Source organism: Myxococcus sp. RHSTA-1-4 (assembly GCF_020037125.1).
Classification (GTDB): Bacteria; Myxococcota; Myxococcia; order Myxococcales; family Myxococcaceae; genus Myxococcus.
In genome coordinates this window covers 1-25,703 of the sequence record NZ_JAIQDG010000022.1, presented here as the reverse complement: position 1 = coordinate 25,703, position 25,703 = coordinate 1, and the positions used below count along the sequence as shown (strand labels likewise).

At 70.5% G+C, this 25,703-nt stretch carries 17 protein-coding genes; 13 read left to right on the top strand and 4 right to left on the bottom strand.

Annotated elements, in window-relative coordinates; all coding sequences use genetic code 11:
* The first annotated feature begins 7 nt into the window (after positions 1–7).
* The 3 genes from K8638_RS27255 to K8638_RS27245 all read left to right on the top strand — a co-directional run bounded on the left by K8638_RS27255 (position 8) and on the right by K8638_RS27245 (position 3,445).
* Entirely contained in the window at positions 8–991 is a 984-nt protein-coding gene (locus K8638_RS27255; protein ID WP_223757564.1) for a PLP-dependent cysteine synthase family protein, read from the top strand.
* Between the two features lie 142 nt (positions 992–1,133).
* Entirely contained in the window at positions 1,134–2,699 is a 1,566-nt protein-coding gene (locus K8638_RS27250; protein ID WP_223757563.1) for a CotH kinase family protein, read from the top strand.
* 29 nt (positions 2,700–2,728) lie between these two features.
* The gene (locus K8638_RS27245) at positions 2,729–3,445 is read left to right on the top strand and encodes a VTC domain-containing protein (protein WP_223757562.1); all 717 of its coding nucleotides are present in this window, start codon (positions 2,729–2,731) and stop codon (positions 3,443–3,445) included.
* 12 nt (positions 3,446–3,457) lie between these two features.
* Here the strand turns inward: K8638_RS27245 and K8638_RS27240 are convergent, their stop codons facing one another.
* Positions 3,458–4,837 (bottom strand): sigma 54-interacting transcriptional regulator, encoded by a 1,380-nt coding sequence (locus K8638_RS27240; protein ID WP_223757561.1) that lies wholly within the window; start codon positions 4,835–4,837, stop codon positions 3,458–3,460.
* 35 nt (positions 4,838–4,872) lie between these two features.
* Between K8638_RS27240 and K8638_RS27235 the strand changes: the two genes are divergently transcribed.
* The 3 genes from K8638_RS27235 (at position 4,873) to K8638_RS27225 (ending at position 11,033) form a co-directional block, all read left to right on the top strand.
* Positions 4,873–6,258, top strand: a complete 1,386-nt coding sequence (locus K8638_RS27235) for an MBL fold metallo-hydrolase RNA specificity domain-containing protein (RefSeq protein WP_223757560.1) — start codon at positions 4,873–4,875, stop codon at positions 6,256–6,258.
* Between the two features lie 36 nt (positions 6,259–6,294).
* Entirely contained in the window at positions 6,295–10,029 is a 3,735-nt protein-coding gene (gene ileS, locus K8638_RS27230) for an isoleucine--tRNA ligase (RefSeq protein WP_223757559.1), read from the top strand.
* A 95-nt stretch (positions 10,030–10,124) separates the two neighbouring features.
* Positions 10,125–11,033, top strand: coding sequence for a peptidoglycan-binding protein (locus K8638_RS27225; protein WP_223757558.1), 909 nt, complete (start codon positions 10,125–10,127; stop codon positions 11,031–11,033).
* Between the two features lie 6 nt (positions 11,034–11,039).
* Here the strand turns inward: K8638_RS27225 and K8638_RS27220 are convergent, their stop codons facing one another.
* The 3 genes from K8638_RS27220 to K8638_RS27210 form a co-directional block, all read right to left on the bottom strand.
* A complete protein-coding gene (locus tag K8638_RS27220) occupies positions 11,040–11,660 on the bottom strand; it encodes a polymorphic toxin type 30 domain-containing protein (protein WP_223757557.1) in 621 nt (206 codons plus the stop codon).
* Positions 11,661–11,752: 92 nt separating this feature from the next.
* On the bottom strand, positions 11,753–14,179 hold the full coding sequence (locus tag K8638_RS27215) for a hypothetical protein (RefSeq protein ID WP_223757556.1): 2,427 nt from the start codon (positions 14,177–14,179) through the stop codon (positions 11,753–11,755).
* Positions 14,180–14,185: 6 nt separating this feature from the next.
* On the bottom strand, positions 14,186–16,564 hold the full coding sequence (locus K8638_RS27210; protein ID WP_223757555.1) for an FdhF/YdeP family oxidoreductase: 2,379 nt from the start codon (positions 16,562–16,564) through the stop codon (positions 14,186–14,188).
* 361 nt (positions 16,565–16,925) lie between these two features.
* Here K8638_RS27210 and K8638_RS27205 point away from each other — a divergent pair, with 361 nt between their 5' ends.
* The 7 genes from K8638_RS27205 (at position 16,926) to K8638_RS27175 (ending at position 24,924) form a co-directional block, all read left to right on the top strand.
* Complete coding sequence (locus tag K8638_RS27205; protein WP_223757554.1) at positions 16,926–18,284, top strand: BON domain-containing protein; 1,359 nt, start codon at positions 16,926–16,928, stop codon at positions 18,282–18,284.
* Between the two features lie 18 nt (positions 18,285–18,302).
* Complete coding sequence (locus tag K8638_RS27200; protein ID WP_223757553.1) at positions 18,303–18,827, top strand: BON domain-containing protein; 525 nt, start codon at positions 18,303–18,305, stop codon at positions 18,825–18,827.
* A gap of 183 nt (positions 18,828–19,010) precedes the next feature.
* The gene (gene hutU / locus K8638_RS27195) at positions 19,011–20,666 is read left to right on the top strand and encodes a urocanate hydratase (RefSeq protein ID WP_223757552.1); all 1,656 of its coding nucleotides are present in this window, start codon (positions 19,011–19,013) and stop codon (positions 20,664–20,666) included.
* Between the two features lie 14 nt (positions 20,667–20,680).
* The gene (locus tag K8638_RS27190) at positions 20,681–21,418 is read left to right on the top strand and encodes a hypothetical protein (protein ID WP_223757551.1); all 738 of its coding nucleotides are present in this window, start codon (positions 20,681–20,683) and stop codon (positions 21,416–21,418) included.
* Between the two features lie 3 nt (positions 21,419–21,421).
* Positions 21,422–22,687 carry an imidazolonepropionase gene (gene hutI, locus K8638_RS27185; RefSeq protein ID WP_223757550.1) on the top strand — a complete coding sequence of 422 codons (1,266 nt, stop codon included), beginning with the start codon at positions 21,422–21,424 and terminating at the stop codon, positions 22,685–22,687.
* An 87-nt stretch (positions 22,688–22,774) separates the two neighbouring features.
* On the top strand, positions 22,775–23,644 hold the full coding sequence (locus K8638_RS27180; protein ID WP_223757549.1) for a class II glutamine amidotransferase: 870 nt from the start codon (positions 22,775–22,777) through the stop codon (positions 23,642–23,644).
* A 101-nt stretch (positions 23,645–23,745) separates the two neighbouring features.
* Positions 23,746–24,924 carry a pentapeptide repeat-containing protein gene (locus tag K8638_RS27175; protein ID WP_223757679.1) on the top strand — a complete coding sequence of 393 codons (1,179 nt, stop codon included), beginning with the start codon at positions 23,746–23,748 and terminating at the stop codon, positions 24,922–24,924.
* Positions 24,925–25,703: the final 779 nt, after the last annotated feature.

The following is a 25,703-nucleotide window of genomic DNA, read 5'->3' as shown; positions in this document are numbered from 1 at the left end:
CGTGTCCATGAAGAACAACCTCCTCACGCCGCGACATTCTCCCGATGAGTGGGACTGGAGCCTTCCGCAAGGCGTCCACTGGCCCCGGAATACGGGGACGCTCATGGACATGGTGGGCAACACCCCCCTGCACCGCATCAGCCGTCTGGCTCCGGACCTGGAGCCGGGCACGGAGCTGCTCGCCAAGCTGGAGATGTACAACCCGGGTGGCTCCATCAAGGACCGGCCCGCCACGATGATGCTCTACGAAGGGCTGCGCACCCAGAAGCTGCGGCCCGGGATGACCATCCTCGAGTCCACGTCGGGCAATACGGGAGTGTCCCTGGCCATGCTCGGCGCGGCCCTGGGCTTTCCCGTCAAGCTCTGCCTGTCCGCCGGCGTGAGCGACGAGCGCAAGCGCCTGCTGCGGGCCCTGGGCGCAGAGCAGGTGCACACAGACCCGGCACTGGGCTCGGACGGCGCCATCCACAAGGCCCTGGAACTCTACGAGGAGGCTCCGGAGCGCTACTTCAAACCGGACCAGTACAACAACCCGGCCAACGTCTGGGCCCACTATCTCTCCACGGCTCCGGAAGTCTGGGAGCAGACCCAGGGACGCGTCACTCACGTCGTGGCCGCCATTGGCACGTCCGGCACGGTCATGGGAACGGGCTGGGGGCTGCGGGTCCGCAATCCACGCATCCAGGTGGTCGCGGTGGAGCCTGACCGGAAGGACCACGCTCTGTCCGGAATGAGGCACCTGCCCTCCACGATGCGCCCGGGAATCTACCGGGAACAGGGCTTCGACCGGCTGATTCGCGTCTCCACGCAACGAGGCATTGAAACGGCGCGGGCGCTGGCCCAGCGGGAAGGCCTCGTCGTGGGCGCGACGTCGGGCGCGGTCCTCGCGGCGGCGATGGACGTGGCACGCGAAGAAGCGGCCGCATGCGTCGTGTGCTTTCTCAATGACAGTGGGGAGCGCTATCTGAGCGACCCGCGCTGGAACACGTAGCCCCACGAGGAGCCTGTAACAGTTCGCAACGAATCAATAACGAACACGTCACAACGCCCGCCCAGAGTGCCACCTCGCCGCTTCGATGCCGCGACGGGAGCTGGCCCAGGCCGAGGCCCCGCCCCGTCACAAGGAGAGTCCTATGCAGGGAGTCCCGAGATGGGGCGCGCTCGCCGCGCTCGTGTTCCTCACCACCGCCTGCGGAGCCAGCAGGCCGGAAGGCTGGAGTGACGAGACGCACGGCAAGAGCGCCCAGGCCGCGTATGACGTCGTCTTCCCATCCGACAAGGTCCAGCGGTTCGACATCGTCATCTCGCCCGAGAACTGGCAGGCGATGCAGGACGACATGACGGACATGCTGGGCGCCTTCGGCTCGGGCGGAGGGCCGGGCGGTACTCCCCCGGGAGGAGGCCCCGGCGGCGGGATGACTCCGCCCCCGGAGCTCACCGCGGCCTGCCAGGACAAGACCGCGGGCGCCGAGTGCAGTGCCACCCTCAATGGCACCACCTTCACGTCCACGTGCGCCAAGGGCCCGGATGGGGCGACGCTGCTCTGCGTCCCCCAGGGCGGACCCGGCGGAGGCATGCCGGGTGGAGGAGGCATTCCGGGGGGCGGTAACGCGGACCTCATCCCGCGCACCCCGGTGTACGTGGAGTCGACGGTCCACTTCGAGGGCAAGACGTGGTGGAACGTGGGCATCCGCCTCAAGGGCAACTCCACCCTGTCGCAGACGTGGCGCTCGGGCGTGGGCAAGCTGCCCTTCCGGCTCAACTTCGACAAGTTCGAGGACGAGCACCCGGGAATCGAGGGCCAGCACTTCTACGGCTTCAGCAAGCTCTCCTTCTCCAACAACCAGGGGGATGCCTCACTCATCCGGGACAAGGTGGCCTCGGACACCTTCCTCGCGGCCGGGATTCCGGCGCCCCACACGGCGTTCGCGGCCGTGTACGTGGACCACGGTGACGGGCCCGAGTACTTCGGCCTCTACACGCTGGCCGAGGACCCGCAGAAGTCCCTGCTCAGGACCCATTTCGGCAACGACACCGGCGCGCTCTACGAGGCGGACGGCACGGGCGCGAAGTGGGTGACGTTCGACCAGGAGTCCTTCGGGGCGGAGTCCGACGCCGCCGAGCAGGGCTGGGAGAGCGTGGAGGCCGCCATCACCGCGCTCAACTCCAGCCGGAGCGATGCCGAGGCCTGGCGCACGCGTCTGGAGGCGCGGCTCGACGTGGAGGGCTTCCTCCAGTGGCTCGCCGTCAACACGGTGATGGTGAACTGGGACAGCTACGGAAGGATGTCTCACAACTACTACCTCTATGCCGACCCGAGCGACGGCGACCGGCTGCACTGGATTACGTGGGACCACAACCTGTCCATGACGTCCACCCAGGCGCTCTCGCTGACGTTGTCCGAGGTCACCGCGGACTGGCCTCTCATCCGCTTCCTCATGGATGACCCCGTGTACCGGGCGAAGTACGAGCAGTACGCCCGGGAGACGATTGAAGGCCCGCTCGCCGCGGCCACGATGCAGGCGCGCATGCGGCAGGCGCACGACCTCATCGCGCCCTGGGTGGTGGGTGAGAACGCCGAGAGGGAGGGCTTCACCTTCACCAGCGCGCAGCAGTTCGAGGACGCCCTCACCGGCGCCTCGGGCCTGCTCAAGCACGCCGAGCAGCGTGAGGCGGCGGTCCGGGCCACCTTCCCATGAGCCCGCCGGCCTGCACGGACACTTCCGCGATGAGGCACGCCTCCCTCGAATCAGACAACGAGCGGCGCTTCCAACCCGTGCACGTGATGGTGGAGGGCTTCCTGCGAGCCGTGCAGTCCTTCACCCAGCCCCTCGTCTACGCCGTCGAGCACCCGTATGCCTACACACGTACGACGTACTTCGACACGGAGGCGCTGGACCTGCTGGGCACCCGGGGCACGGGCTCCGCGCAGCGCCTGCGGCTGCGTGAGTACGCGGGGGCGGCGGCCCCCGGCCAGCCTCCCGTCCTGACCGGACCCAGGTTCCTCGAAATCAAGGTGACCTCCGGGGGGCGGCGCACCAAGTGCCGCTGCCCGGTGTCGGGGGACGAGGCGGACGCACTGCTGACCTGCGCACCGCTGCCCCACCTGAGCCCGGCGAGCGCCCTGCTCCGGCAGTCCACGCTCGACGCGGTGAAACCGTGGGTGACGGCCTGGTACCAGCGCACCACGTACGTGGCGCGTCACGAGGAGGTCCGCATCACCCTCGACGAGGGGCTCACCTACGCGCATCCGCCCCAGCCGGGCGGGGCCGTGGCTCCCGCGCGCCTGCTGCGGCGCGAGCCCAGGCCCCTGCTCGAAGTGAAGTGGAAGGGAGACGCACCCTCGTGGCTGGAGCAGGCCCTCCGTCCCCTCGCGCACTCGGAGACCCAGGCCTCGAAGTTCGAGGAGGGGATGCGTGCCCTCTTCGGCGGCACCCTGCCCTGAGCTGCCCCCGTCTCAGGTCCGCAGCCCGTGCCGGCGCAGCAGCCGGTACAGGTACACGCGGTCCATGTCCGCCGCGGTGGCGGCCTGGGAGACCTTGCCGCCGTGCAGCCTGAGGAGCGCGTCCAGGTACTCGCGCTCGAAGGCCTCCAGGGCGCGGCGGCGGGCCTCGGCATAGGGCAGCTTCGGGTCCACCGCGCTATGCAGGACGCCCTGGGGGCTCACCTCCTCCGAGATGGGCGGCATCGCGTCCTGGAAGACGAGGCAGCGCTCCAGGTGGTTGCGCAGCTCACGCACGTTGCCGGGCCAGGCCGCGTGCTGGAGCTGGGTGATGAACTCGGGCGTGCTCAGCGACGCCACCTGCTCGGGCGCGGCGCCGAGGAACGCGAGGATGCGCTCGGCGATGAGGGGAATGTCCTCGGGGCGCTCGCGCAGGGCGGGGATGACGATGCGCACCACCGCGAGCCGGAAGAAGAGGTCGGGCCGGAAGCGCCCCGCGTTCACCTCGGCGCGCAAATCCCGGTGCGTGGCGGCGATGACGCGCACGTTGACGGGCTGGTACGTGTTGGCGCCCAGGCGGCGGATCTCCCGGTCCTCCAGCACACGCAGCAGCTTGGGCTGGAGCTCGGCGGGCAATTCTCCAATCTCGTCCAGGAAGATGGTGCCGCCGTCGGCCTCCTCGAAGGCGCCCACGCGGCGCTGGAGCGCGCCGGTGAAGGCGCCCTTCTCGTGGCCGAACAGCTCGCTCTCCAGGAGGTTGCCGGGGATGGCGCCGCAGTCCACCGTGAGGAACGGACCCGCGGCGCGGGCGCTGGCGCGGTGGATGGCCAGGGCGGCGCGGCTCTTGCCCGTCCCCGTCTCGCCCTCCAGCAGCACGGTGGCGTCGCTGGCCGCGGCGCGCTCCATCAGCGCGAAGCTGCCACGCGTCACCGCCGCGGTGCCCACCAGGTCACCGAAGGTGCTTCGCTCGGAGATGAGGAGCCGGTTGCTCTCCGCGCTGAAGTCGAAGCGGAGGCTCACCCGGCCCAGGCGGAGCACGCTGCCGCCGCGCAGCCAGGCCTCGCGCACGTGGACGCCGTCCAGCACCGTGCCGTTGCGGCTGTCCAGGTCGCGCACGCGGGCGCCGTCCCGGTCGATCTTCACCTCGCAGTGGAAGCGCGACACGGTGGGCTCGTCGAGGACGAGGTCATTGAGCGCATGCGAGCCGATGGAGAAGGTGTCCGCGTTGGAGTCCTTGACGAGACCGGGCTGCGGCCCCTCCAGCACGGTGATGCGGAAGCGGCGGACGGCGCCGGCGAAGCCGGGTCTCCCCGTACCGGTGGGCCGGGTCTGCTGGACGTCCTCGGAGCCCTCGGGTGGACGGCCCGCTCCCGGGTGACGCTCGGAGTTGCTCATGGGCGGCACACGTTATCACGCTAGACTGTGGGCCCATGGCCTCCATCCACTTTCTCGGTGCCGCCGGCACGGTGACCGGCTCCAAATTCCTCCTCGAACACGACGGCCGGAAGGTGCTCGTCGACTGCGGTCTGTTCCAGGGTCAGAAGGAGCTGCGCCAGCGGAACTGGCAACCGCTCCCCCTCTCGCCCTCCAGCCTGGACGCCATCGTCCTGACCCACGCTCACATCGACCACACGGGCGACCTGCCCAGGGTGGTGCGCGACGGCTACGACGGCCCCGTGTACTCCACGCCCGGGACGAGAGACCTGGCCGCGCTGCTGCTGCCGGACTCGGCGCACCTGCACGAGGAGGAGGCGCGCTACGCGAACAAGGAGGGCTTCTCCAAGCACCACCCGGCGCTGCCGCTGTACACGGTGCCGGACGCGGAGCGGGCCGTGGGGCTCTTCGAGACGTTCGGCTACGAGCGGCCGAAGGAAATCCTCCCGGGCATCACCCTCACCTTCTACCGGGCGGGCCACATCCTGGGCTCGGCGGTGTGCATCTTCGACCTGAAGAGCACCCGGCAGCGGGTGGTGTTCAGCGGCGACCTGGGGCGCTACCACGCGCCCATCCTGAGAGACCCGCAGAGCGTGGCCTCGGCGACGACGCTGGTGGTGGAGAGCACCTACGGAGACCGCCAGCACAAGGAGACGAAGCCGATTGAATCGCTCCGCGAAGCGGTGATGGGCGCGTTCGAGCGCGGCGGCGTGGTGCTGATTCCCGCGTTCGCGGTGGGCCGGACGCAGGAGCTGCTCTACCACCTGCGCCAGCTGGAGGACGAGAAGCGGATACCCGTGGTGGACGTGTTCGTGGACTCGCCCATGGCGTGTGACGCGACGCCCATCTACCTGGCGCACCCGGAGGAGCACGACCTGGTGATGAAGTCGCGGATGGAGCGTGGGTCCTCCCCGCTGGCCACGCGGCGGACGAAGTTCGTCACCTCACCCCAGGAGAGTCAGCGGCTGAACCTGCACGAGGGCCCGGCCATCATCATCTCAGCGTCCGGCATGGCCACGGGCGGACGGGTGCTGCACCACCTGAAGCACCGGCTGCCGGATGCTCGCAACACGGTGCTGTTCGTGGGTTATCAGTCCGTGGGCTCGCGCGGGCGGCGGATGCTGGATGGGGAGAAGGAGGTCCGCATCCACGGGCAGATGGTGCCGGTGGCCGCGGACATCCAGTCGGTGAGCGGCTTCTCCGCGCACGCGGACTGGACGGAGACGATGCGCTGGATGGAGGGCTTCGAGTCGCCACCCCGGCAGACGCTGCTCGTCCACGGCGAGCCCGAGGCGCTGGCGGCCCTCCAGCAGCGGGTGCAGGCAAAAGGTTGGAAGACCCACGTCCCGAACTACCTGGAGAAGGTGGAGTTGGTTGGGTAATTCCCCGGCGAGCCCTGGTGCTATCTTCCCCGCGCCATGGCTCAGCCCCTCTTTTCCACGGTTTCCAACGAACTCGACTTCCCCGCGGACGAGCGCCGCATCCTGTCCTTCTGGAAGGAGCGCCGCATCTTCGAGCGCACGCTCGAGGGCCGCGAGGGAGCCCCCAGCTTCGTCTTCTACGAGGGCCCGCCCACGGCGAACGGCCTGCCCCACAACGGCCACGTCCTCACGCGCGTCATCAAGGACCTGTTCCCCCGCTACCAGACGATGCGGGGGCACTACGTCCCCCGCAAGGCCGGCTGGGACACCCACGGCCTGCCCGTGGAGGTGGAGGTCGAGAAGGAGCTGCGCATCCACGGCAAGGCGGAGATTGAACGCTACGGCGTGGAGCCCTTCACCGAGCGCTGCATCGAGTCCGTCTTCCGGTACACCACCGAGTGGGAGCGGCTCACCGAGCGCATCGGCTTCTGGGTGGACCTGAAGACGGCGTATGTCACCTATCACCGCAGCTTCGTGGAGAGCGTGTGGTGGGCGCTGTCCGAGCTGTACCGCAAGGGCCTGCTGTACCAGGGCCACAAGGTGGTGTGGTGGTGGCCGCAGGGCGGCACCGCGCTGAGCGCCGCCGAGGTGGGCCTCGGCTACAAGACGGTGGACGACCCGAGCGTCTACGTCGCCTTCCCGCTGCGTGACACGCCGGACACCGCGCTGCTCATCTGGACCACCACGCCCTGGACGCTGCCGTCCAACATGTACGCGGCCATCAACCCGTCCGTGGACTACGTCACCGTGGACGCGGGGGACCGCAAGCTCATCCTCGCCGCGGCGCTGCGGGAGGAGCTGGCGAAGAAGCTCAAGAAGGACCTGCCCGTGCTGGCCACGCAGAAGGGCAGCGAGCTGGTGGGCCGGCGCTACACCCCGCCCTTCGACCTCTACTTCAAGCGCGCCGGCAACGTGGAGCTGCCCCTCAAGGACGGCGGCACGGACGCGCAGGCGTGGCGCGTGGTGGGCGCGGACTTCGTCACGCTCGACAGTGGCACGGGCATCGTCCACACGGCGCCAGCCTTCGGTGAGGACGACTACGAGACGTTCCGCCGTGACAGGCCGCGCTTCGCCAACCCGGACGCGCTCGAAATCTTCTGCGCGGTGAAGCCGGACGGCACCTTCGTGGAGGACGTGCCCCTGGTTGCGGGCCGCTTCGTGAAGGAGGCGGACAAGGACATCCAGCGCGACCTGAAGGAGCGCGGCCTGCTGCTGCTCACCGAGCAGTACAAGCACGAGTACCCCTTCTGCTGGCGCGCGGACAACGACCCGCTCATCCAGTACGCCCGGCCCGCCTGGTACATCCGCACCACCTCGGTGAAGGACCAGGCCATCGCCAACAACCGCGCCGTCAACTGGGTGCCCGAGCACATCAAGGAAGGCCGCTTCGGCGACTTCCTCGCCAACAACGTGGACTGGGCCCTCTCGCGCGAGCGCTACTGGGGCACGCCGCTGCCCTTGTGGGTGCACTCGGAGACGGGAGAGGTGGAGGCCATCCCCTCTCTCCAGGCCCTGCGTGAGAAGCCGGGCAACAACCTGGCCGAGGTGGAGGCGGAGCTGCGCGCCTTCCTCGCAGGCAAGCCGCACGAGGCCAACACCGAGCACCTCATCGTCCACAAGCCGTGGATTGACAAGGTGACGTACGAGAAGCCCGGCACCCCGGGGCGCTTCCAGCGCGTGCCCGAGGTGGTGGACGTGTGGTTCGACTCGGGCTGCATGCCCTTCGCGCAGTGGGGCTTCCCGCACGCGCCGGGCTCGCGCGAGGTCTTCAACCGCACCTTCCCCGCGGACTTCATCTCCGAGGCCATCGACCAGACGCGCGGCTGGTTCTACTCGCTGCTGATGGTGAGCACGCTCGTCTTCGACGAGGAGACGCAGCAGCGCATGGGGCTCACGCCCCCGCGAGGCTGGCCGCAGCCGTACAAGAACTGCATCGTGCTCGGCCACGTCTCGGACAAGGACGGCAAGAAGGAGTCCAAGTCCAAGGGCAACTACACCCCGCCGGAGATCATCCTCGACGAGGTGCGCATGGACTTCGCGGTGCTGACCGCCGCGGAGGCCGGCGCGCCGGGCGAGGCCGGCGTGGTGCTCATCGCCCGCGAGGACCTGGAGGGCCTGGACCTCCAGGAGGGCGCCAAGGTGCAGCTCTTCCGTCCGGACCGGCCGGACACCGTCGTCACCGTCACGGTGAAGGCGCACAAGAAGCTCAAGCGCCGCGTGGCCCTGCTCGCCCCCGGTGCGCTTCAGGCGCTCGGCGTGGCGCCCTCCGCGCGCGGAGCGGACGTGATGCCGGTGGAGGTGCCCCGGCTGGCGGCCTCCGAGCGCGTGGTGCTGAGAGACCCGTCCACCCGCGCTCCCGGCGCGGACGCGTTCCGCTGGTTCTTCTTCGCGGCGAGCCCGTCCTGGTCCAACACGCGCCACTCGCTGGCGAACGTGCGGCTCCTGCAGAAGGACTTCCAGGTCAAGCTGCGCAACGTCTACTCGTTCTTCACCATCTACGCGAACATCGACGGCTTCAATCCGGCCGCGGGCAACGCGGACGCTTCCGAGGCGCCGTGGCTGGCCGTGCGGCGCAGCGAGGGCTGGCGCGAGGTGAAGGAGCGGCCGGTGCTGGACCGGTGGATTCTCTCGGAGGTGCAGTTCGCCCTCCGCGAGGTGTCCAAGGCCCTGGACACCTACCAGGTGTACGACGCCGCCCAGCGGCTGGTGGCGCTCGTGGACGCGCTCTCCAACTGGTACGTGCGCCGCGGCCGTCCGCGCTACTGGGCGCCCGGCTTCGAGCAGGACAAGCGGGACGCGTACTACACGCTGTACGAGTGCCTCACCACCATCGCCGCGATGTCCGCGCCCTTCATCCCCTTCTTCGCGGAAGAGCTGTGGAGCAACCTGGTGCGCAAGCCGTGGCCGGTGTCCCAGCCGGAGAGCGTGCACCTCGCGCGCTTCCCGGAGGTGGACGAGCGCCTCATGGACGAGGGGCTCGCGGCGGAGATGGGCGCGGTGCGCGAGCTGGTGTCGCTGGGCCTGAAGGTGCGCACGGACAACCGGCTCAAGGTGCGCCAGCCGCTGTCGCGCGCGGACGTCATCCTCGCGCGCAAGGAGCTGACGGAGCGCGTGGCGGTGTACCGCGACCTCATCGCGGACGAGCTGAACGTCCACGAGGTGCGCTTCCTGGAGCCGGGCAGCAAGGAGGCGGACGTGGTGCGCTACCGCGTGCGTCCCAACCTGCGCGCGGTGGGCAGCCGGCTCGGGCCCAAGCTGGCGCCGGTGCGCAAGGCGTTCGACTCGGCGGACGGCCGCGCGCTGCACGGTGAGCTGCTCCGGACGGGCCGCGTGGCGATGAACGTGGCCGGCGAGGACATGGTGTTCCCCGCGGAGGAGCTGGAGACGCTGGTGGAGGCGACTCCGGGCTACGCGGCGGCGGGCGCGGGCGTGGGCGTGGTGGTGCTGCACACCGAGCTGACGGAGGCGCTGGTGGACGAGGGCCTCGTGCGCGAGCTGCTCGCCCGCGTGCAGGGCGCGCGCAAGGACATGGAGCTGGGCTACACGGACCGCATCCGCCTCTGGGTGGACGGCGACGCCCGCGTGAAGCGGGTGACGGACGAGGCCCGCGAGCTCATCTCCCGCGAGACGCTGGCCTCCGAAATCCACGTCGGCCCCGAGGGTCTCACCGGCAGTGAGGAAGAGGTCAGCCTCAACGGACTGCCCGCGCGCATTCGGGTGGATCGGGGCTGAAATCGACGGGGGTGACGCGCCGCGAGGCAACTTTCTCGCGGCGCGTCGGAAAATAGGGGCGATTCTCGATTTCAGGGAAAGGACCATCGCCCCCCATGGTCGCCATCGCCCGAGCCTCCGCCCCCGCCCTCCGCCAGACGACCGCCGCCGCTTCGCCCACGCTCCGTGAGGGCTCGAAGGGCGCCGCCGTGGTGACGCTGCAAAACAAGCTCAAGGCCGCCGGCTTCAACCCGGGCGCCGCGGATGGCTCCTTCGGCCCCAAGACGGAGGCCGCGGTGAAGGCCTTCCAGCGGGCCCGGGGGCTCGCCGCCGACGGCATCGTCGGGCCCAAGACGTGGAGCGCGCTTAATGCCACGGCGTCTGCGGGTGGCTCGGGGCCCACGCTGCGCCTCGGAGCGAAGGGCGAGCCGGTGCGTGCGCTGCAGCAGCGCCTCAACGTGCTGGGCTTCAATTCCGGTACGGCCGACGGTTCCTTCGGCCCCAAGACGGAAGCCGCGGTGAAGGCGTTCCAGCAGTCCCGGGGCCTGGCGGCCGACGGTGTGGTGGGGCCCAAGACGTGGGACAAGCTCGGCATCAAGGTGCAGGGCAACGTGTCCACCGGCAACACGGGCAGCGGCGGACGGGTCGTCACCGGCTATGTGAATGGCTCGCCCCGGAAGATCTCCCTCGCGGCCATCCCGAACGGGAAGGAGATGCGCTCGGACGCGGCGGCCGCCTTCAACCGGATGTACGCGGCGGCGAAGTCCGCGGGCATCACGCTGAAGGTCAACAGCGGCTTCCGCTCCATGGCGGAACAGCAGGCCCTATACCGGGCGTACCAGAACGGCACGGGCAACCTCGCCGCGAAGCCGGGCTACTCCAACCACCAGGGCGGCATCGCCGTGGACATCAACGTGGGCGGCACCGGGACTGCCACGTACCGCTGGCTCGCCAACAACGCGAAGAACTTCGGCTTCGTGCGCACCGTCCCCTCGGAGCCGTGGCACTGGGAGTTCCGGCCCTGAGGGCCGCTACTGATTGGGGTCGAACGGGATGTGGGCCAGCGCCGCGGCGCCGCCGGCGGCCGACCAGTCCGTTGGGGCCATCCCCGCGGGGTGCGCGGGAGCCCAGGGCGCGGCGAGCAGCCACACGTTGTTGCGCCTGATGCGGACGACCCAGCCCGCGCCGCCAGCGCCCCCGATGGGCGCTCCGGCGTCCGGTTCGTGTCCATGGACGTGGTAGCGCGTGGGGCCGGGCTCCACCCACTCGAACTTGAAGCCGCGGGGGGCTCGCGGGCCGAACTCGTAGGTGTTCGGCGTTCCAGCCGGAATGAGTTGCCGCAGCTCGCTCCACCAGATCGTCCCGTTCGGCGCATGACGCAGGTTCTCGAAGTTGGCCGCGGTGGCGGGGACGCCGCCCGTGGGCACCCAGTCGTTCCCGCCAAACAGGTCCGCGAGACCAATGAAGGGCTGCGCCACGGCCGCCGTGCCACCCCGCGTGCGCGGTGCGCTCCCCGTGCCATGGGCGCGCGCGGGGGACTCGCGCCGCGACGGATGCGAGGTGCGTCTCTCCGAGGAGAGACCGCCACGTGCCTTGAAGTAGGTTCCCGAAGCGCCCGTGCTCTGGGCGGCACGCATGGTGGGGAGGGGCATGAGTCATTCCTTCCTTGGCTCAGGTGGGCTGGATTGCACCTGTTGCCAAAGAGGGACGGGGCACCTCCCTGAATGTGAAAAGGGCCAGGAACTCAGTGCCTGGAGCTCTGCCCCAGGAGGCTGAGCTCCACGACGAAGTCCGGCGCATCTCGCGGTGTGCCCTCCCACGCCAGGGCTTCAGGGCGCTCGTCTCCCGTCCACAGGCCCACGAGGTCCCCGACCAGCCACCAGGCCAGCGAGCGGGCCACGCGCCGCACCCCTTCGCGGCCAACCCCCGACAACGAGCGCTGGGCCTCCATCAATCCGCGCACCGTGCGCGCTGGTACCATCCAGCACTCGGCGCGCGGAATCGGAGGAGCCAGGAACAGGCAGAACGCGGCATCGGTCCGGCACAGCAGCGCATCCAGGTGCTCCCGCCCGAGCCGGAACGTGGGCATCCACTGCCCTTCCCCACGCTGCTCCAGCTTCATCACCTGCACGACCGCGACGCGCTCGGTGCGGACGAAGCCGTCCACGTCGGCCTTGAGGACGAAGGCCACTTCCACGCCGGCTGACCGAGGAAGAGACGGTGCGGATGGAGCGAGCTCCTCGTCTGGAGACGTGGCGCGAATGGCCTCCACCGCGGGTTCCGCCAGGGCCGTGCTGCCCAGATTCGCCTCTACGCCTGGCCCCAGCGGAACAGTGTCCTGCCGCGCCCCTTCCTCTCCGTCCGGCTCAGGCGGACGCAGGCCACGCCGCACCGTGAAGCCGATCTCCAGCGGCGCCGGCTGTCCCTGCGTCAGCAACGCGGACAGGTCCGCCCTCACGCGCTCCAGCTCGGTGCGCAGTCCCTCCAGCAGTCCCGCGACCAGCTCCGCCGTGTCCTCGCGAAACCGCTCCGGGTAGCGCGTGGCGAACTCCGCCTCCACCCGCCCCACGGCCCCGAGCAACAGCTCCTCCAGGTCCCTGTCCCGCAGCCAGGTCCGCCCGCCCAGCGGTACGGCGCGCGTCACATGCAGGTGGCGCAGCGCCTCTGTCACCGTGGACGGCCCCGAGCCTCCCGCCGGCTCCACGGGAGGCGCCGCCTCACTCTTCCCGCTCCCTTGCAGCCACGACTGCAACGTGCGCACGCGGAACCGGACCCGTGAGGACGGATGCTCCTTCAGCTTTCGCACCTGCCGCCGGTCCGTCGCCGTGCGCACCAGCGCCAGCACCGCGAGCTCCGCCTCGGACGACGCCGCATCCGGTGCGCACCAGAGGAAGAACTCGATGGCGGCCTTGCGAAGCATGGGCTTGCGCCCCATCCGCGTGGCCACCTCCTGCCGCCACGCCGCCAGCTCATCCATCCCCGGCCGCACTCCGCCCGCCGCGAAGCGAGGCCACAGCTCCGCGCACTCCTCCGCCAGCCAGCACAGCGTGGCGAGCTCCGACGCCGAGGGCTTCAGCTTCGCGCGCACCCGGCCGCGCCGCTCGAACGCGTCCGGCAGGCCCTTCTTCACCGCCGCGCGGAACAGCCGTTCCTCCAACCACAGCAGCGTCAGCACCAGCCCGGGCTCGCCCTTGCGCAGCGTGGCCTGGCAGTGGTCCAGCACGAAGCGCACCGGCCCCAGGTCCGCCGTGGCCTCGAAGTCGCCGCCCACCAGCGCGCCCAGGGCTCCACGCAAGCCATCCACCGGCGGCGCATCGAAGCGAGCCAGCAGCTCGCACAGGTTCTCCACCACCTCCGCCGGGCCACCCACCTCCAGCGTTCGCGACAGCAACATCCCCGCCCGCGCGCACCAGTCCGGCTCCCGGCGCCCGGCCGGGTAGCACGCGAGGAAGCCACTCATCCCGCTGCGGCCCTCGGGGGACGTGGCGAGCGAGAACAGCCGCTCCGCCAGCACCTCCGACGCCTCACGCCACGGAATCCGCGCCGCCCGCGAGCGGATGAACTCCGCCAGCTTGTCCCGTCCCTCCGCGGGCGTCGTGGGCAGCAGCGCCCGCAACTGCTCCAGCAGGCCAATCGACTTCGCCCCCGGCCCCAGCACCTGCTTGAGGTCCACCTCCACCGAGCCCTGGAAGCGCAGCGCCCGCCCGTCGAACGTGCACGGCGTATCCTCCACCAGCGTCAGCAGCGACTCCGGGTGCCGCTTCAGGTAGCGCGTGAGCACCGTGGACATCACCGCGTCCGTCTCACGCCGCAGCCGCGTCACGCCCTCGGAGTCCCCCGTGTCTTGCAGCGCGCCCAGCATGGACTCCTGCCGCCACAGCAACCGCCGCAGCAGTCCGGAATGCGGAGCCGCGTACGGCCACAGCAGCTCGCCGCACGACGACAGCAGGAACAGCAGCTCCCCGGGGGTCCGCTCACCGGAGTCCAGCCGCGCCCATGCGGCGAGCTCCGCCACGGTGCGCTCCTCCAGCGAGGCCCCACGCACCCACTGCGCGAAGGACTCGCGCCAGTGCGCGGATGCGGCCACCGCCTCCGCCGCCGGAGTTCCCGTCACCCCTTCGTAGAGCGGCCGGAGCGACTCCGGCCACGCGGCCTCACCGGTCGGAAGCATGGGCTCTCACGTGACCGCCCCCGAAGGCAGCGTCGGCGCCTCCGCGGACGGGGACAAGGTGATGACCACGGACTTCGACGCGGGCGTGCGGCTCTTCTCCGCGAAGCTGTCCACGGGGACCAGCACGTTGGCCTCCGGGAAGTACGTGGCCGCGCACCGGCGCGGGATGTTGTACGGCACCACCCGGAACCGCCGCGCCACGCGCGTCTCGCCCTGGAAGTGGCTCGTCAGGTCCACCATCTGCCCTTCCTTGAGCCCCAGCTCCTTCATGTCCACCGGGTGCAGCAGCACCACCCGCCGCCCGTTGCGGATGCCCCGGTAGCGGTCATCCAGTCCATACACGGTGGTGTTGAACTGGTCATGGGTTCGAATGGTCATCATCAGCAACTGCCCGGGCGCCAGCTCCAGCCGGGGCAGTGCGTGCACCGTGAAGTGCGCCTTGCCGCTCTCCGTGGTGAACCGTCCCTCGCGTGGACCGTTGGGCAGGTAGAAGCCTCCGGGCTCCCTCACGCGCCGGTTGAAGTCCTCGAACCCGGGGATGACGCGGGAGATGAGCTCGCGGACGCGGTCGTAGTCCTCTACCAGCCATGTCCACGGCACCCTCGAGCGCTCGCCCAGCACCGCCACCGCCAGCCTCGCGACGATGGCCGGCTCGCTGAGCAGGTGCTCCGACGCCGGGTCCACCGCGCCGCGTGACGCGCTGACGACGCCCATCGAGTTCTCCACCGTGACGAACTGCGCCCCACCGGCCTGCACGTCGCGCTCGGTGCGGCCCAGGCACGGGAGGATGAGCGCCCGCCGCCCGTGGACCAGGTGCGCGCGGTTGAGCTTGGTGGATACGTGCGCGGTGAGCCGCGTGCGGCGCAGCGCCTCGGCGGTGAGCTCCGTGTCCGGCGTGGCGGAGAGGAAGTTGCCTCCCAGCGCGAAGAACACCTTCACGCGCCCGTCGTGCATGGCGCGAATCGTGTCCACGGTGTCCATGCCGTGGTGGCGCGGAGGCTCGAAGCCGAACTCGCGGGACAGCGCGTCCAGGAACCCGGGCTTCGGCCGCTCCCAGATGCCCATGGTGCGGTCGCCCTGCACGTTGCTGTGCCCGCGCACCGGACACAGCCCCGCGCCCGGCTTGCCGATGCTCCCGCGCAGCAACGCCAGGTTGACGATCTCCTGGATGTTGGCCACCGCGTTCCGGTGCTGGGTGAGCCCCATGGCCCAGCAGAAGATGGTGCGCTCGGAGCGCGCGAGGATCTCCGCTCCGGCGACAATCTGCTCGCGCGGAACCCCGGAGCCCTCCACCACGTCCTCCCAGCGCGCCGCGCGAATCCCAGCCGCCCAGGCGTCGAACCCGAGCGTCTTCTCCTCGATGAACGCCCGCGCCACCACCGTGCCCGGCCGCGCGTCCTCCATCTCCAGCAGCGCCTTGGCCAGCCCTTGCAGCAGGGCCACGTCGCCATTGATGCGCACCTGGAGGAACAGCGTGTTGAGCGCCGTGCCCGGGCCGATGAGCCGCAGCACCTCCTGCGGGTGCTTGAAGCGGTTGAGCCCCGTCTCCGGCAGGGGGTTGATGCTGACGATTTCGCAGCCCCGGCGCGCGGCGGCCTGGAGCGACGTGAGCATGCGCGGGTGGTTGGTGCCCGGGTTCTGGCCGATGACGAAGATGGCGTCGGCCTTGTCGAAGTCCTCCAGCGTGACGGTGCCCTTGCCGATGCCGATGGTCTCGGAGAGCGCCGTGCCGCTGGACTCGTGGCACATGTTGGAGCAGTCCGGCAGGTTGTTGGTGCCGAACTGCCGAACGAAGAGCTGGTAGAGGAACGCGGCCTCGTTGCTCGCGCGCCCGGAGGTGTAGAAACACGCGTCGTCCGGAGCAGCGAGCGCGTTCAGCTCCTCGGCCACCAGCGCGAAGGCTTCATCCCAGGAGATGGGCGTGTAGTGCGTGGCCCCCTCGCGCAGCACCATGGGGTGCGTGAGGCGGCCCTGCTTGCCGAGCCAGTGGTCTGTCTGGCGGGACAGCTCGGCCACGCTCCACTTCCGGAAGAAGTCCGGCGTCACGCGCGCCGTGGTCCCCTCCTCCGCCACGGCCTTGGCGCCGTTCTCGCAGAACTCGGCCACCGAGCGGTGTCCCGGGTCCGGCCACGCGCAGCCCGGACAGTCGAAGCCGTGTTTCTGGTTCACCTGGAGCAGCAGCCGGGTGCCGCGCACCGGGCCCATCTCGCCCCAGGCGTGCTTCATCGTGGACACCACCGCGGGAATGCCGCCGGCCACCTCGCCCATCGGGCCCACGCGGGGAGGCCGGGGCTCCTCGGGTGGCTGGGCACTCGGCGGCACGGGCGCGCGCGCCGCCGCCAGGGTGTCCCGTGCCTGCTGCTCGTCCCCATGTCCGTCAGCCATGACACGCCCTCCAGGGGCCATGCGGCCGGCTGCCCGGCCGTGGCGAGCGCGAGTCTACCCGTCCCGGGCCGCGTGCGAACGCGGGAGCCGCCTGCCCAGGCCCGCTCCCCGGGCCTACACCCCGGGTTGGGGCCACTGCCCCTCCCAGCGGGGCCCGCCGATGTCCATGAGGAGGAAGACGGAGCCGGCCGCGGCCGGGCCCATCCCGCGCATGACACACGGCATCAACGGGCTGCATTCCGGGCCCCTGCCATGCCTGTCGGGGCTGCGGGCATGGCAGGGGCGCGTTGCCGGGACCACTCGGGGTCAAAAACGTCTGGAGTCGAAGCCAAGGCGAACGTGACACATAGGAGGCGACGCGATGAACGGCAGGCGCGACGACGACCGCGGGCGGCGGTCCGGGGATGCAGAGCTGCGGAGGGGGGAGCAGGTGGAGTATCAGGCGGGCAGGCGCGGGGATTACGCAAGGGACTGGGACGAGCACGGCTATGAGCGCGGCCCCGAGCGGCGCGCCTGGGGCGGCCGCGACGAACGGGGCGCGGACGAGAACCTGCGCAGGGGCCAGGGCCGGGAGCTCACCGACTACGGACGTGGGTACAGCGTTGGGCGCGGGGAGCAGGACGAGGACCGGGGCTATGAACGCCCCTCCCGAGACTTCGACCGCGACCGGAGCTACCGCACGCTGACGGGCGACCGGGACACGCGCGACTACGAGATGGACCGGGACTTCGGCCGCGCGGCCAGGGACCTGGACCGTGCGCGGGAGTATGGCCGGGACTTCGACCGCGACCGCGAGCTGGACCGCCGTGGCCGGGAGCTCGACCCGGAGCGCATCTCCCGTCAGCCCGGCTATAGCCCGAGCGGCTCCTTCCGTTCCTTCCAGGAAGAGCTTCGCGAGGAGCGCGAGCGACCTCGCCGCTATGGAGACCGGACGCGGCCCACGAGCCTGCCCTACGACACGGACCGCTGGGGCCAGGGCCAATACGGGCTGGGCGCGGGAGCGTCGTATGAGACGGGAGGCGGCCGCGACTACGAACGCTATGGCGGCGACGTGGGCCGCGGCGGACCGGAGCGCGGACGCTACGGCTTCGGCACGCGAGGCCCCAGTGCGCTGGAAGCGAGGGACCTCCGGCGCCCCGTCGGACGCGACTTCGACTTCAGCGAGCGGGGCGTGCGCGGCGGCACGGGCCGCGTGCCCGAGGAGGACACGCGCTACGGCGGCACGGAGCCTGGGGGCCATGGCCCGGGCGTGGAGAACATGGCGCCACCCAGCGTGGGCTACGGCACCAGCCCCACGCGCCGGGAGGACCACGAGCTGGGCCACGGCGGCTACCTGGGGGGCACGTACCGCTCCGCCACGCCGAGCCGGCTGGAGGTGCCCACGTGGCCCGTGTCACCCGGCCGTGGCCCCAGGAGCTACCAGCGCGGGGACGACCGCATCCGCGCGGACATCTGTGACCGGCTGATGCAGGGGTGGATGAACGCCGAGGACGTGGACGTGAGGGTGAAGGACGGCGACGTGACGCTGTCCGGAACGGTGCGCAGCCGCGACGAGAAACGCGCCATCGAGGACCTGGCCGAGGAGGTGCTGGGTGTGAGGGAAGTCACCAACAACATCCGCATCAACCGGGCCGAGGGCATCATGCACCGTCAGGCCTCGCAGGAGCCCGTGCAGCAGCCCGGAGCGGACACTGGCGACGACCGCGGGCTGCACTCGTGACGGGGAGGAGGACACGACATGGCGAACCGTCGATATGAAGACTCGTCCGAGACGTGGAACCCCGAGGGCCGCCAGGGCCGCCGGCCCGGTGGCGGCTATGGGCTGGGAGGCGCCCAGCGGGGCTACAACCAGGGCGGCTGGGGTCCTTCGAGCTACGAGGAGGGCTATCAGCACCGCAGCTATGACCGGTTGCTCGACGCGACCGGACGCGCCCCGCGCGAGCGTGGCGAGGGCCTGGACGTGGGCGCCCGGCGCTTCGGCATGGAGCGGCCCCATGCCCTGGGCAAGGCCCCCCGCGGGTACGTGCGCCCGGACGAGCGCATCCGCGAGGACATCTGCGAGCGGCTCATCGACAGCCCCTATGACGCCAGCGACGTGGACGTCCAGGTGAAGCAGGGCGAGGTGACGCTGTCCGGCACGGTGAAGAGCCGCCAGGAGCGCCGCGACATCGAGGACCTCGTGGTGGCGGTGCGTGGCGTACACGACGTGTTCAACCGCATCCGCGTCGCGGAGGGGGACACGGGGCGCAGGCTGCACTCATGAAGTGAATCGCCCACACCGGAGGTGACGTCCCGGCCCATCCCCGGGGCGTACCTCCCCCTGGGACGGTTCCAGGAGTGCGGGGTTGACGACGCGGTGTGACAGGCTCATCACGCTGTCCCTCCGCCGCGCGGGTTCGGGTAGTGTGCCGGGCCTTTCCGTCAGCCACACCCCAGGAGTCCGTTCATGTCCCGCGTCATCCGCGCCGCCCGTGGTTCCACCCTTTCCTGCAAGGGTTGGGTCCAGGAAGCCGCGCTCCGGATGTTGATGAACAACCTCGACCCGGAGGTCGCCGAGGCCCCCCAGGACCTCGTCGTCTACGGCGGCACCGGCAAGGCCGCCCGCGACTGGCCCTCCTTCGACCGCATCGTCTCCAGCCTCCAGAGCCTCACCGATGAGGAGACGCTGCTCGTCCAGTCCGGCAAGCCGGTGGGCATCTTCCGTACGCACCCGGACGCGCCCCGCGTGCTCATCGCCAACTCCAACCTCGTGGGCCGGTGGGCCAACTGGGAGCACTTCCACGAGCTGGAGAAGAAGGGCCTGATGATGTACGGCCAGATGACCGCGGGCTCGTGGATCTACATCGGCACGCAGGGCATCCTCCAGGGCACCTACGAGACGTTCGCCGCCGCCGGCCGCTTCCACTTCGGCAGCGAGGACCTGGCCGGCCGTCTCGTCCTCTCCGGCGGTCTGGGCGGCATGGGCGGCGCGCAGCCGCTGGCCGCCACCATGAACAACGCCGTGTTCCTCGGCGTGGAGATCGACCCCGCCCGCGCCCAGCGCCGCGTGGAGACGCGCTACCTGGACGTCATCGCGAGGGATTTGGACGAGGCGCTCGCGCTGGCGAAGGACGCCCAGCAGAAGCGCGTGGGCCGCTCCATCGCCATCATCGGCAACGCGGCCTCGGTGTTCCGCGAGCTGTACCGCCGCGGCATCAAGCCGGACCTCGTCACGGACCAGACGAGCGCGCATGACCCGCTCAACGGCTACATCCCCACGGACCTGTCGCTGGAGGCCGCCGCCGAGCTGCGCCGCCGCGACCCGGAGGGCTACGTGCGCCGCGCCCGCGAGTCGATGATCATGCACGTGCAGGCGATGAACGACTTCCAGCGCGCCGGCAGCCACGTGTTCGACTACGGCAACAACCTGCGCGGCCAGGCGCAGCTGGGCGGCATGGAGAACGCCTTCGAGTTCCCCGGCTTCGTGCCCGCGTACATCCGCCCGCTGTTCTGCGAGGGCATGGGCCCGTTCCGCTGGGTGGCGCTGTCCGGAGACCCGGAGGACATCCGCCGCACGGACCGCGCGGTGCGCGAGCTGTTCCCCCAGAAGGCGTCGCTGCAGCGCTGGCTGAACATGGCGGGGGACCGCATCGCGTTCCAGGGCCTGCCGGCGCGCATCTGCTGGCTGGGTTACGGCGAGCGCGCGAAGGCGGGCCTCGCCTTCAACGAACTGGTGCGCAAGGGCGAGGTGAAGGCGCCCATCGTCATCGGCCGTGACCACCTGGACTGCGGCTCGGTGGCGTCGCCCAACCGCGAGACGGAGGCGATGAAGGACGGCACGGACGCGGTGGCGGACTGGCCCATCCTCAACGCGCTGGTGAACGCGGTGAACGGCGCCTCGTGGGTGTCCTTCCACCACGGTGGTGGCGTGGGCATGGGCTACTCGCTGCACGCCGGACAGGTCATCGTCGCGGACGGCACGCCCGAGGCCGCGCGCCGGATTGAACGCGTCCTCACCAGCGACCCGGGCATGGGTGTGATTCGTCACGCTGACGCGGGCTACCCCGAGGCCATCGAGGTGGCGAAGGAGCGCGGCGTGAAGATTCCCGGCATCACCGTCTGAGTCTGGAGGCCGCCATGCACCGCGCCTGCTCGAGGTCCTTCCTGGGATTGGCCGCCGCGCTCGCGGTGCTGGCGGGGTGCGCCCCCACCGCCATGGGCCCCATGGTGATGCGGCTGGGGCCGGGGGACCCGAGCCAGCGGCTCGGCCAGATTGGCGTGAGGACGGGGCCGCGGCTCTCCGCGCCCCTCGCCGGCTCACGGCCCAATCTGGCCGAGGGCGAGCGGTTCCGCGGGGACGACGCCAGCTTCTCCACGCAGCAGTGGGGCATGGCGTTCGACGCGGCCGTGACGTGGCCCCTCACCGAGCGGCTGCACCTGCACACCGGCCTGCAAGGGGAGTTCTTCCTGCCGCTGCCCATCCCCGGCTACGGGCTGTACGCGGGCGCGTCGTACTACGTGGGCTCGGAGCGGTTGGGCCTGGCCCCCGCGGTGGCGATGCGCGGGGCGTCGGACTTCGGCATCGACTCGCGCGGCGGGCCCGGCAACATGTTCGGCGCGGAGGCGTCCTGCGCCTTCACGTTCCAGCCGGAGAAGGACGTGTCGCTGGGCGTCGTCCCCTTCTTCGCGTGGCACACCCTCGGCTCGTCCGGGGCGAGCGACACGTCGGTGTACTACGGCGGTGTGCTGGCGGCGCGGTTCAACTGGGGGCAGCTGCTGGAGAAGGCGGAGCTGTCCGGCGGCTTCGGCCGGGTGAAGATGGGCAACGGGGCGAGCTGGAACGTCCCCATCATGGGCGTGCGCGGAGGTCGCTGACACATGGACGCGCTGGATTTGCTGGTCCGCAACACCTCCGAGGTCCTCACGGTGGAGGGAACGCACCGCGAGAAGGCGGAGACCGCGCTCACCCCGCGCCCTGGTGCCTGCGTGGGCCTGCGCGCGGGACGCGTGGCGTACGTGGGCCTGGAGAGGGAGTTGCCCGTGGGAGCGGTGGGCCCCGGCACCGAGGTGGTGGACGCGGAGGGCGGCTTCGTGGGCCCCGGCTTCGTGGATCCGCACACGCACCTCGTCTTCGCGGGCGAGCGCTCCGCGGAGTTCGACCTGCGCAACCAGGGCGCCACCTATCTGGAGATTGCGAAGGCGGGCGGCGGAATCATCAGCACGGTGCGCGCCACGCGGGCCGCGAGCGAGGACGAGCTGGTGCGGCTCGCCCTGCCCCGCATCCACCGGCTGCTGGCGCACGGCGTGACGGTGGCGGAGGTGAAGAGCGGCTACGGGTTGGATTTGGAGAACGAGCTGAAGATGCTGCGCGTGGTGCGCCGGCTGGGCGCGCTGACGCCCATGGAGTTGGTGCCCACGCTGCTGTGCGCGCACGCGGTGCCGGAGGAGTACCGCGGCCGGCGTGAGGACTACGTCCGGCTCTGCATCGACGAAATCATCCCCGCCGTGGCGCGCGAGGGGCTGGCGCGCTTCTGCGACGTCTTCGCGGAGGAGAGCGCCTTCACCGTGGAAGAGGCCCGCCGCATCCTCACCGCGGCCCGCGCGCTGGGCATGGTGCCCCGGCTGCATGCGGACCAGCTCACCGCGTGTGGAGCCTCGGAACTCGCGGCGGAGCTTGGAGCCGCAACGGCCGACCACCTGGAGCAGGTGACGGATTCGGGGCTTCGGGCGCTCGCGGCGGCCAATGTCACCGCGGTGCTGGTGCCTACCTCCACCCTCTTCCTGCGCATGCGTCCCTATGCCCCCGGGCGCAGGTTGCGCGACGCGGGCGTCAACATTGCTTTGGGTTCAAACGTCAATCCTGGCTCGGCCATGAGTGAAAACGTGGCCTTGGTGCTGGGACTGGCGTGTCTGGAAAACGGGCTGAGCGCGGCGGAGGCGTACTGGGCGGCCACTCGAGGCGCCGCGTTGTCGTTGGGGCTGCAATCGCATGGACGGCTGGCCGTGGGAGATGCAGGTGACCTGGTGGTCTTCGGCTGTGCTTCGTACCGGCATCTGCCCTACCATCTAGGGGTAGGTCACGCGCGCGTGGTGGTGAAGGCCGGGCGTGTCGTCGTCCGGCAGGAGATGAATTCCTGCGCGTGAACTGGCGTCGCTGTGACAGGTGGCGCCAACCCGGCGGGCGTGAGAACTTCTCGTCGGGGCCGGGCGTTATAAATACCTGCCGCAGCCATGTGCCGACTCTTTGGATTTCGTTCAGCGATGCCCGCCGCCGTTCACCCCGCGCTGGTGACGGAGAAGAACTCGCTTCTCATCCAGTCGCGCGAGCACAAGGACGGATGGGGAATCGCCGCCTACGGTGCGGAGCCGCTGCCGCTGGTGGCTCACGGTGTGGGCCCCGCGCACAGCGACCCTGACTTCGAGCGAGTGAGCAGCCGTGTGTCCTCGCACACGGTGGTGGCGCACATCCGGCTCGCGTCGGTGGGCGCGGTGGAATTGCGCAACTCGCACCCCTTCCACCACGGCCGGTGGACCTTCGGTCACAACGGCACGGTGCGCGACTTCGCGAAGCACCGGCCGGCCGTGGAAGCGCTCATCAGCCCGAGCTTCCGGGCCCACATCCAGGGCACCACGGACAGCGAGCGGTGCTTCTACCTGTTCCTGACCCGGCTGGCGGCCCGGCACCCGCTCGAGCACTCGGTCCCTGTCGAGTCCGTGGCCCGCGCGGTGGCGGAGACGATGTCGCTGGTGGCGGCCATCACGGACCAGCCCGGGATGGAGGGTCCCCGTTCGGCGATGAACTTCCTGGTGACGAATGGCGAGGTGATGGTGGCCTCGCGGCGGAACCGTACCCTCTTCGTGTCCACGGGGCCGACGACGCGGAACACGGTGACGGAGCTGCCGGCGGTGGGCACGCAGGTGCAGCGGCTCATCGTGGCCAGCGAGTCGCTGTGCGGTGGGCCGTACTGGGCCACGGTGGAGGAGGAGGACGTCATCGCCGTGGACGCGCGCCTCGTCTTCCACCGGTGGCGCGTGCACGAGCTGGCCGGTGGGGACTTGTTTCCCCCCGTGAATCCGGGCGCTCCGCGTAACGCGGCCTGAGCTCGGGAGTCGCTTCCCAGAGGTGCACGGTGGTGACAGCGTGATGGGACCTCGGTCCCTGATACGCGCCGCCCATCCGCGCGTTGGAGGCAACTCTCTTGATGCACGCGGATGAGCTTGTCGCACGCTGGAACACCGCTGACGGTCAGCGCCGGCGCGAGCAGCTCATCTCCATGGGCCTGCAAGGTCCCTGGCGCGAAGTCCTGGCCGGGTTCCCGGGTACGGAGGTGCTCGGTGACAACCTCGGCGACCTCCGCGGCATCGACCTGACCCAGCAGGAACTGCCCGGCGCGGACCTCATCAGAGCGCGGTTGGACGGCGCGCGGCTGGGGGACTGTGGGCTGCAGGAGGCTCGGTTCGAGATGGCGACGCTGACCGACACCGCGCTCACCTGGGCGCGCCTGGGCCGCGCGAACCTGACGGCGTGCGTGGCGCTGGGGGCGTGCTGGGATGATGCCTGCATGGAGGGCGCGGTGCTCACGGCCTCCAACCTGGCGCGAGGCTCCTTCCGCCGCGCGCGGCTGCGCGATGCCCGGTTCGACAGGGCCACGCTGTTCAAGGCAGACCTGCGCAACGCGGACCTGCGAGACACGAGCCTGTTCCTATGCGACCTGGAGGGCGCGCTGCTCACCTGTGTCCGGCTCGACCCGCCGAGAGTGTATCCGCCTGCGAATCGAGGGTTCGTGCGCGAAGCGCGGCGGGCCGGATATTCCTCCTTCATCGAGCCGATCCTGAGGGTCCCGGGTCTGTCGGGGCTCCTCCACCTCCTGGAACCGGAGTACCTCCTGCACATGGAGGCGGGGGTGGAAGCCAGCGCCGACCTGGATGCGGAGGTCGTCGCGCTGCTGAAGGAGAAGAACTGGCGCCTGCACCTGGTGGCTGCCACCGCCGTGGTGCTCGGGGGCGCGAGCGAGCGCGCCCTGTCAGCCGTCTGGGAGCGCCTGGCGGTTGGGAGTTGGGTCCACCCACAGCTCACGGTGGCTGCGCTCCTGAGGGACCCTGACTTCGAGTCCCGGGCACGAGCGCGGTTGGAGGCGGGACGCCCCGGTTCGGCGAGGCTGGAGCCCGGCCCCAGCACGCGCGAACTGGACGTTCGCACGTGCCTGGAGTGGGCCCTCCTGCTGCGAGCAGCTCTCGTCGGCGCCCCGGTTGCAACGGTGGGCCCTCCAGCGGAGCACGCCTGTCGCTGGTTGCAGCGCCTGCGGGAACAGGTGGACGCCCGAATCCAGGCGCAGTGGTGTTACACGCCGCCGTCGGTACCTAGCCCGCCAGCTCGCTGACGGCGCAATCGCCAGGTCCCTGATTCAGGACGTGGATGAGTCCTGCCGCGAAGCCACTTCGGCCGCGCAGTCGCAGGAACGGCATCTCCGACATGTTCGGAGTGCCCGGAGCCTGAGGGCGTGCGAGGCCCCAGCCTCCGCTTTCCCGCCATGTCGTCCCCCGGCCGCGCAGGTCTGGAATGGAGCGTCCGTTTCGAACGGCCTTCCGGGCGCTCTCCATTCATCGGACCCGCCTCCCCGGCCTGCCCCCTGCGCCGCTCGGGCCCGTAATGGAACTTCTATTTCCGCGTGGCCGGTCATGCGCTCACCGCTCATGGGCCCTGCCCCCCGCCCAGACTGTCAGCCCTCCCTTGAGCCGTGCAGGTCCGGAATGGAAGTTCCATTCCGCGTGGCCCGCCACGCGCTCGCTACTCATGGGCCTGGCCTCTCCATCTTGTCAGCTCCCCCTTCTCGGGCTGCCCTGCGCGGAATGGAGCCGAGGGTTGCTGGCGATAAGGGCGATTAAGGGGTGGGTACAGCCTGGGTGCCGACCTGCGTCTTCGTCCCCTTCGGAGCCCCTGCTCCGCTCCCCACCTGGCGGACAGGCTTCAACGCTATTCCCAGCAACCCTCAGCCTCCGTTCCGAGTGGCCCGCCACGCGCTCGCCACTCATGAGCCTGGCCTCTCCACCTTGTCAGCTCCCCCGCCCGGGTCGCCCAGGTCCGGAATGGAACTGCCATTCCGAGTGGCCCGCCACGCGCTCACCGCTTCTCGGCCTTACCTCCCCGCCTTGTCACCTG

Coding starts and splice junctions, on each gene's coding strand:
- K8638_RS27235 (WP_223757560.1), top strand. CDS start 4,873: ATGGCCTCCATCCACTTTCTCGGTGCCGCCGGCACGGTGACCGGCTCC.
- K8638_RS27205 (WP_223757554.1), top strand. CDS start 16,926: ATGAACGGCAGGCGCGACGACGACCGCGGGCGGCGGTCCGGGGATGCA.
- K8638_RS27225 (WP_223757558.1), top strand. CDS start 10,125: ATGGTCGCCATCGCCCGAGCCTCCGCCCCCGCCCTCCGCCAGACGACC.
- K8638_RS27200 (WP_223757553.1), top strand. CDS start 18,303: ATGGCGAACCGTCGATATGAAGACTCGTCCGAGACGTGGAACCCCGAG.
- K8638_RS27255 (WP_223757564.1), top strand. CDS start 8: ATGAAGAACAACCTCCTCACGCCGCGACATTCTCCCGATGAGTGGGAC.
- K8638_RS27250 (WP_223757563.1), top strand. CDS start 1,134: ATGCAGGGAGTCCCGAGATGGGGCGCGCTCGCCGCGCTCGTGTTCCTC.
- ileS (WP_223757559.1), top strand. CDS start 6,295: ATGGCTCAGCCCCTCTTTTCCACGGTTTCCAACGAACTCGACTTCCCC.
- K8638_RS27220 (WP_223757557.1), bottom strand. CDS start 11,660: ATGCCCCTCCCCACCATGCGTGCCGCCCAGAGCACGGGCGCTTCGGGA.
- K8638_RS27215 (WP_223757556.1), bottom strand. CDS start 14,179: ATGCTTCCGACCGGTGAGGCCGCGTGGCCGGAGTCGCTCCGGCCGCTC.
- K8638_RS27210 (WP_223757555.1), bottom strand. CDS start 16,564: ATGGCTGACGGACATGGGGACGAGCAGCAGGCACGGGACACCCTGGCG.
- K8638_RS27190 (WP_223757551.1), top strand. CDS start 20,681: ATGCACCGCGCCTGCTCGAGGTCCTTCCTGGGATTGGCCGCCGCGCTC.
- K8638_RS27175 (WP_223757679.1), top strand. CDS start 23,746: ATGCACGCGGATGAGCTTGTCGCACGCTGGAACACCGCTGACGGTCAG.
- hutI (WP_223757550.1), top strand. CDS start 21,422: ATGGACGCGCTGGATTTGCTGGTCCGCAACACCTCCGAGGTCCTCACG.
- K8638_RS27180 (WP_223757549.1), top strand. CDS start 22,775: ATGTGCCGACTCTTTGGATTTCGTTCAGCGATGCCCGCCGCCGTTCAC.
- hutU (WP_223757552.1), top strand. CDS start 19,011: ATGTCCCGCGTCATCCGCGCCGCCCGTGGTTCCACCCTTTCCTGCAAG.
- K8638_RS27245 (WP_223757562.1), top strand. CDS start 2,729: ATGAGGCACGCCTCCCTCGAATCAGACAACGAGCGGCGCTTCCAACCC.
- K8638_RS27240 (WP_223757561.1), bottom strand. CDS start 4,837: ATGAGCAACTCCGAGCGTCACCCGGGAGCGGGCCGTCCACCCGAGGGC.